The sequence below is a fragment of the Pseudoalteromonas sp. S408 genome, from assembly GCF_005886645.1.
Taxonomy (GTDB): domain Bacteria; phylum Pseudomonadota; class Gammaproteobacteria; order Enterobacterales; family Alteromonadaceae; genus Pseudoalteromonas.
In genome coordinates this window covers 65459-73039 of record NZ_PNDY01000021.1, presented here as the reverse complement: position 1 = coordinate 73039, position 7581 = coordinate 65459, and the positions used below count along the sequence as shown (strand labels likewise).

The following is a 7581-nucleotide window of genomic DNA, read 5'->3' as shown; positions in this document are numbered from 1 at the left end:
TTATTGTCGCCGTGGTGGCTAGTGTTATTTTTATAGGCTTTGCGACTTACTTGATGAATAAACGGGTATAAGCGCTCATATTTAAAAACAAAAAGGGTGACTATTAGTCACCCTTTTTGTTTTTAAATGATTATATCATTATGTATTTACAGGCTAATCGAGCTCGCGGTATATGCGTTTATTCTCTTCTTTTGAAAGCGCAACAACCTCTGTTTTAGATAAGTAATCTTGTAATGCTTTTTTATTTTTAAAATCAACTAACACGACTAAGTTGCCTAAACCAAGTAACGCGGCAAGACAGCGAATAACGGATTGCGACCAGCTAATTAAATTACCGTCGTTAGTTTGCACTCTTAAACGCCATGCTCGCATACCAATTGTTTGCCCACTTTTGGTCCAAAAGTAACTAAAAAAGATAACATTAACGCCCACAAATAACGCACTGCGAATGCCATCTAGTAAAGGCGAATTTTCTATAAATGCAGCAGGGTCTTGGCCTTCTGTTTGCTCAATAAGACCCGTTGAAATTAACACTTGGATTGCAGCAAAGTACAAAATAGCGGTTAGCATAGATAACGAAATGACGACTAAAGAGTCGTATATAAGCGACGCAAAACGGCGCCAAAAACCAGCACGTGGAAACTCACCCGACATAAAAATACTCTCACTGTTAATGTGTGGCTAGTTTAGCAAAAAAGCGCAAAAATACTAAGTGCTATAGTATGTTGGTATCATTTAACTCTAGGTTTAAACAATATCCGTATTTTTAAAAGTACTTTATTTGCATGGTGCTTTAATTTTTAAATGTTAATAGTTGCCTAAATGTTAAGCGGTTGATCATGCTTATGTAATAAAAGGCTTGCTGCTAACCCTATTGTTTGTATAATGCTTGGCATAGAGACGAGGGAACATAAATAATCCTAAGCTCTAAAGTGGTTTTTCTTTATCTTCTCGTGTTTAGAAGGTTAAAGAAAAATGATGCCAGCGTGATGAAATTGGTAGACATGGGGGATTCAAAATCCCCTTCCGAAAGGAGTGCCGGTTCGAGTCCGGCCGCTGGTACCACTTTTTATAACCTCTGCTAGATTTAGCAGGGGTTTTTTTATGTCTGAAATTTGTGATTACGGACTCGGCACTCAAGATGATATTTTAAAATATGATGCATTAAATTTTAAATGGTCATATCGCTTTGAGTGGGCTGTTTTTGTATTAGTTTTGTAAATGAATCAGAAGGCATAGGGCGGTACATAAAAAATCCTTGCGCCATTTCGCATTGTGCCTTTGATACGTAATCGAGCGTTTCTTGATCCTCTATTCCCTCTGCAATAATAGCTAAATCCAAATTATGACCGATATCGATAATACATTTGGCAATGGCGGCGCTTTGTTCATCAGTGATTACATTTTGTAAAAACGATTTGTCTATTTTTAAATAATCGATAGGTAATAACTGTAAATAACTAAAAGAGGAGTAACCTTTACCAAAGTCATCCAGCGCAAACGCAACACCATAGTGTTTTAGCTTATGCATGGTTTTACTCATCTTCTCTTTATTTTCCATAAAAATAGATTCAGTCAACTCAATAATTAATTGATTGCCACTAATTGTTGAATTCGAGATGCTTTCAATAATGTAATCAATAAAGTGCTCATCCTGAAACTCAATAATTGATAAGTTAACCGCAAGTTTTAAAGGCGTTATGTTCTCTTTTTGCCATTGTTCTAATAGCGATATAGCCGAGCTAATAGCAAATTCACCTATTTTTTTTATTAACCCGGTTGATTCAGCAATAGGAATAAATAAATCGGGCGGTACAGACTCTCCGCTAGCCGTAAACCAGCGCATCAAAACTTCTGCTCCTAAAATTTGATTGCAGTCTAAACCTATTTTAGGCTGAAGATATATTTCTAATTCTTGGTTATTTATCGCTTTACGAAGTTCGCGCTCAATATCCATTTGTTCACGGGCATGCGCTTCTAGTTTTCTGTGATAAAAACGGTATGCATTTTTGCCATTATTTTTTGCATCATACATCGCCATATCGGCGTTACTCAGTAAGGAGTCGGGCGTAATACCATCTTGTGGGTACAGTGCAATTCCAATGCTTGATGATACATATTGAGGTCGCCCATTTATAATAAACTCTTTACTTATTGTTTCTAACAATGCGTCACAAAGGTTTTCAATATTATTTTTTGACTTAACAAGCTCAACAAGTATTACAAACTCATCTCCACCTATTCGTGCAAGTGTGTCTTGCTCTCTTAAACGGTGGTTAATACGCTCTACCATTTTAATTAGTAGTTCGTCCCCGCCCTTATGTCCTTCAGTGTCGTTAACTCGCTTAAAGTTGTCTAAGTCTAAAAAGAGCACTGCGGTCATCGAGTCATCACGTCTAGCAAGCGTTAATGAATGCTCAAGGCGGTCCATAAATAATTGACGGTTTGCTAATCCAGTTAGGGCGTCATGGTAGGCTTGAAAATGAATGATTTCTTCATGTTCTTTTTCAACGCTAATATTACGAATACAAAAAACACGACCAATAAGTTGGCCATTTTTAAGCTGAGGGAGTGAGCGGTAACTATAATGTTTGTCGTCGATAGATTCAAACTCGCCACTCAATGTCTGTTTTGAATCTGCTTTTAATTGCGCGATAATGTCGGCGCTTTTGTTGCCTTTTTTTATTACTTTATCTATTTGGCTAAAGTAATTATATGCGTCTAAATTAAAGCGCTCGAAGAACTCTCTGGCCATTATATTGGCGCTCACAACGTTACCTTTTAGGTCTAGCACAGTAACTTGTTCGCCTATAGCGTCAAATGTTGCATTGAGCACACTAATTGAATGTTCTAATTGTTGCTGTGTATCTGAAAGCTCATTAAGCTGGTTTTTAAGTAAATCATTGCGTTCATTTAATTCATTGGACGTAATAAATAATGACCGCTCTAAAATATTAATTTCGCGCTCATTCTGTTCATAAGCATCAGATACCCGCGATATAATATCGGTATACTCTTGAACGAAGCTTTCATCAACCTTACTCCGTTTTAACTGGCGTGCTAGCAGTTTATGCAACTTGTAAACCTCTTAGTCTTCAGTTAGCAAGGTGAGTGTCATGGTTTGATTATGTAAATGACACGGGCCAAAAGGAACATGAGGCGATAACTCGCCGTAAGAGTAAAACCCGGTTCTAGTGCAGTTCTCGGGAAGTAAGTCTGCGATTGTTTCAAGTTCTTCTTCAATTAATTGGTCAAGTATCATTCGTCGACCAACACAGCTCACTAAAAGCGCAAGAGTAGGCTGGTTACTGCCCATCATGTGTATGGCGGCTTCACCCGCTTGTTGTGCTCCATCAATTAGATTTTCGTAGTTTGCGCGCATTAATTGGCATTTAGCCCCTTCAGGAAGATTACCTGCAAAGGTCATGCTTTTTTTATCTTCATCAATACTTAAAATGGTTCTGACTACGGATTGTTCTTCACCAACTTCTTGCATAGATAGCGGGAATAATAAAGCAGAGCTTGGCAGCCCGTCAGCGTATTCACCTAGCATCGTTTTGTACAATTCCAGTGAAGGACTGTGGTCTACTTCATAAAGGGTATTTTTAGTTGATTTGGTAATTTCGCGTATAGGGCCAAATGGTTTCCACCCCCCCATCGTGCCATGGCTAATATTTAACTTTTTGCCATAAAACCCGACAAGAACAACTAGGCCTTTAGTAACTTTATCATTGTGCCATACTATGGTTTCTTTAAAGCGAGCCTGATCACCCGCTAAGCCACCAGTTACAAGTACGTTTTTAGGTAATGCGCCAGTAATACTCTCAATGAGCTCGCTGCCATTTATAAGCTGTCCATCAGAAACAACAAACACATAACGTAAGCCATTATGATCTAATTGATTTACAAGTGCGGTGCCCAAAGAGCTTGAGTCGGCATAGTTACTAATGTTATCTGACTTGGCAACAACATGACTTTTCTCAAAGTGGACGGCGGTCAGCGCTATACTTTCGTCGTGTATTTCACTACCTTGAATTTCTCCGCTGGTAGAGCACCCTACAATTTCAGCCTCAGGGAAAGATGATTTTAATTGAGACAACATGTGTGATGTTGCCATGGCATGTCTGTCACCAAAAGCAAATACTAATGCAGCATCAGATTTTTTAGGTAGCGACGTTTGCCATTTGCCTTCTTTATAAATAGATTGAAAAGTGTTCATAATTTAAAGGCTCTCCCGTACAACTATGTTATTTATAATATAGATTATAGGGTAAATGCAGGTAAATCCACATTTGTTACGTTTAATTAACGCTCTTTTGAAGTGCTTACCATTTTATATATTAAATATTTAACCCTTTTAGATAGGAAATTAGGCTTAACATTTAAAAATTGATTTTTTGCTTAAATACAATGAAATCCAACTTAAATGTTTTAGCGTATAATGTAATTAAGTATCATGTTTACAACACGGTTTTAAGAACGTTCATATGACTCAGCTAAGTGCCAAACGAAATATTCAAGCAATTGTTAAAGCTATAAAAGCCGAAGAGGCAGTACTTCGCCAAAAATACCCTTTGCTTGCTCATCAAAATACCATTGGGCTTGTTATGTTATTGCTCTCGTTGAGTGCTTTAATTGGTGTTGGGGTTTTGTATTACCTTGCCATTATACCTGCATGGGCTTGTATTATTTTGGCAGCTATGGCGGCTTCGATTTCTCACGAACTTGAGCATGACCTCATTCATAAACAGTATTTTAGTAATCAGCCTTTAATTCACAATTTTATGATGTTAACGGTTTGGTTAATGAGGCCAAACACCATTAGCCCATGGTATCGCCGCAAAATGCATTTACATCATCATAAAACATCAGGTACGGAGCAAGATCTCGAAGAGCGCCTAGTGGGTAATGGCATTAAAAATCCATTTATGCGTGCGCTTGTTATTGTGGACGGTTTGCTCGGTTTAGTTATTAATACCAAACGTTTTAGTAAAGAAATTAAAGGATTTAGTTTTTTAAGCGTGTTTAATGCGGGCTTTCCAGTAACAACTACATACTTTATTATTTTGTATAGTGTAATTATATTCCATACAGTTAACTTTTTTGTACCCATTGAAGCAAGCACCCCGGCTCTAGCGTTAGAGGTTTTAAATGTGTTTGAATTTATGATGATTGTGTTAATTGTGCCAAATATAGTGCGCTCAAGCTCGCTTAACTTTGTTACCTCAAGCATGCACTATTATGGCGGCGTAAATAATATGCTTGAGCAAACACACGTAATTACAAGCCGTTTGTTTATGCCGTTTCACCTTTTTTGCTTCAATTTTGGTAAAACGCACACTATTCATCACTTTGTACCAAACCAACCTTTTTACCTGCGCCAAATGCTGAGCAAAAAAATCCTCGACGTAATGCGCCAGCACAATGTACGGTTTAACGATTTTAACAGCATAAAAAATGCAAATGCTTACGACCCTCAAGCTAGTTAATACTAAAAGCCTGAGTTTGATTATTAAAACCAATTGTATGCGCGATTGGTTTTTTTGTTTTAATTACATTTAACATTTAACATTTAAATTCAATTTTAGTATCGCAGAGTAAATCTATGTCGTCGTGCGGTTTAAGGATAGTGTATTTAAAATGGTGTAGGCTATAACTCAACAGCATTCCTCGATAACACTAAATCGGTTGTTGGGTTTCATTAAAATAATAAAGGAAAATAGGATGAAAAAATCACTACTTTCAGTGGCATTGGGTCTTGCTGCGCTTGGTGCATTTAACGCAAAGGCAAACCTTGATCAGCACGTTGAAAATGTAGAGCAGCAAGTAATAGAATGGCGACGCGACTTTCACCAAAACCCAGAGTTGGGTAACCGCGAAACGCGTACCGCAGGTATTGTGGCTAAACATTTGAAGTCGTTGGGTATGCAAGTACAAACCAACATTGCTTACACCGGCGTAGTGGGTATTTTAAAAGGCGCAAAACCGGGGCCTACAGTAATGTTACGTGCTGATATGGATGCACTGCCTGTAACCGAAAAAACAGATGTACCCTTTAAATCAACAAAAACAACAAACTACCGCGGTGTAGATGTGGGGGTTATGCATGCCTGCGGGCATGACACGCATGTCGCCATGTTGATGGGGGCAGCACAAGTATTGGCCGATATGAAAAGCGAGCTTCACGGTAATATTATGTTTGTATTTCAGCCTGCAGAAGAAGGCGCACCCATAGGCGAAGAAGGCGGTGCAGAGGTAATGCTAAAAGAGGGGATATTTACTAAATATAAACCCGACGTGGCATTTGGTCTTCACATAACATCGAGCCTACATACGGGAAAAATTGGTTATCGAAGCGGCCCAGCTATGGCAAGTTCTGACAGGTTTGAAATAACGGTTAATGGCCGACAAGCGCATGGATCAGCTCCTTGGACGGGTGTAGATCCTATTGCAGCAGCTGCGCAAATAGTAACGGGCGTTAATCATATTGTGAGCCGCCAAGTAAACATAACCAAAGAGCCAGCAATAGTCTCGTTTGGCAAAATAGCAGGTGGGGTGCGTAACAATATAATTCCTGAAAAAGTTGAAATGGTAGGTACTATTCGCAATTTTGACATGAATAATAGAGCACAGATTTTTGAAAAAATAAAAACAACGGCTACACATATTGCTAAGTCGTCGGGAGCAACAGCCGATGTACATATTCACGAAGGCTACCCGGTAACGGTTAATAACCCGGCCCTTACTGCACAGATGCTACCAACCCTTGCAAAAGCGGCGGGTAAAAGTAACGTAGTGGAAATGGATAAAATTACTGGTGCAGAAGACTTTTCGTTTTATGCATTAGAAATCCCCAGTGTATTTGTATTTTTAGGTGGTACGCCAAATAGCCAAGATTTAAAAACGGTACCAAGTAATCACTCACCTTATTTTTATGCTGATGAGTCATCATTTAAAGTAGGCACTAAAGCATTGAGCCAGTTAGCGGTCGATTACTTAGAAAGTAAAAAGTAGACTCCTAAGAATTGAGTTAGTGAAAGTCATAAGCTAACTCAATGTACTTTAAGTACAGTATGTAAATATATGTGAAGGTTTTTCTAGAACTAAGTTAGAGGGTTACTATATGAAAATTACAGGAAGCTGTTTTTGTGGCGATATAACTTACGAGGCCACGTCACAAAATAATAATGTAGTAGTGTGCCACTGTAGTGATTGCCAACGCATGTCGAGTGGCCCATTTAGAGCCGTTGTAATTGCAGAGATTAATTCGGTTAATTTTACAAAAGGGCAACCTAAAGAGTATGTAAAAACAGCGCAAAGTGGCAATAAGCGAGCGCAAGGTTTTTGTGCCAATTGCGGCACATCACTTTATGCAACAAATGAGTTACCTATCGATCGCATATATGGGCTGCGCATAGGGGCGATTGATCAGCGCGATTTATTTAAACCTTCAATACAAATTTGGACGAAGTCAGCACTGCCATGGCTTGATGATTTACATCATGTTGATGCATTTGATAGCACTCCACAAAATTAGTCCTGTAAATGCTTGATTAAACGTATGCTTGTAATAAAAAAACA

At 38.5% G+C, this 7581-nt stretch carries 6 protein-coding genes and 1 tRNA gene; 4 read left to right on the top strand and 3 right to left on the bottom strand.

All coding sequences use genetic code 11. From position 1 onward, the window contains the following. Positions 1 to 153: 153 nt before the first annotated feature. On the bottom strand, positions 154 to 654 hold the full coding sequence (locus CWB62_RS15240) for an RDD family protein (RefSeq protein ID WP_058405107.1): 501 nt from the start codon (positions 652 to 654) through the stop codon (positions 154 to 156). A 326-nt stretch (positions 655 to 980) separates the two neighbouring features. On the opposite strand from CWB62_RS15240, the gene CWB62_RS15235 reads away from it, so the two are divergent. Further along, positions 981 to 1065 (top strand) — tRNA-Leu (locus tag CWB62_RS15235). A 106-nt stretch (positions 1066 to 1171) separates the two neighbouring features. Here the strand turns inward: CWB62_RS15235 and CWB62_RS15230 are convergent. Beyond that, a complete protein-coding gene (locus tag CWB62_RS15230; protein ID WP_138529789.1) occupies positions 1172 to 3076 on the bottom strand; it encodes an EAL domain-containing protein in 1905 nt (634 codons plus the stop codon). 12 nt (positions 3077 to 3088) lie between these two features. Continuing rightward, positions 3089 to 4219: an FIST signal transduction protein gene (locus tag CWB62_RS15225; protein ID WP_138529787.1), complete on the bottom strand. Its 1131-nt coding sequence runs from the start codon at positions 4217 to 4219 to the stop codon at positions 3089 to 3091. A gap of 268 nt (positions 4220 to 4487) precedes the next feature. Between CWB62_RS15225 and CWB62_RS15220 the strand changes: the two genes are divergently transcribed. From CWB62_RS15220 to CWB62_RS15210, 3 genes are all read left to right on the top strand, one after another. Continuing rightward, positions 4488 to 5489, top strand: a complete 1002-nt coding sequence (locus tag CWB62_RS15220) for a fatty acid desaturase (RefSeq protein WP_138529785.1) — start codon at positions 4488 to 4490, stop codon at positions 5487 to 5489. A 235-nt stretch (positions 5490 to 5724) separates the two neighbouring features. Beyond that, positions 5725 to 7014 (top strand): M20 family metallopeptidase, encoded by a 1290-nt coding sequence (locus CWB62_RS15215; RefSeq protein WP_138529783.1) that lies wholly within the window; start codon positions 5725 to 5727, stop codon positions 7012 to 7014. A 109-nt stretch (positions 7015 to 7123) separates the two neighbouring features. Further along, the gene (locus CWB62_RS15210; protein WP_138529781.1) at positions 7124 to 7537 is read left to right on the top strand and encodes a GFA family protein; all 414 of its coding nucleotides are present in this window, start codon (positions 7124 to 7126) and stop codon (positions 7535 to 7537) included. The last annotated feature ends 44 nt before the right edge of the window (positions 7538 to 7581 follow it).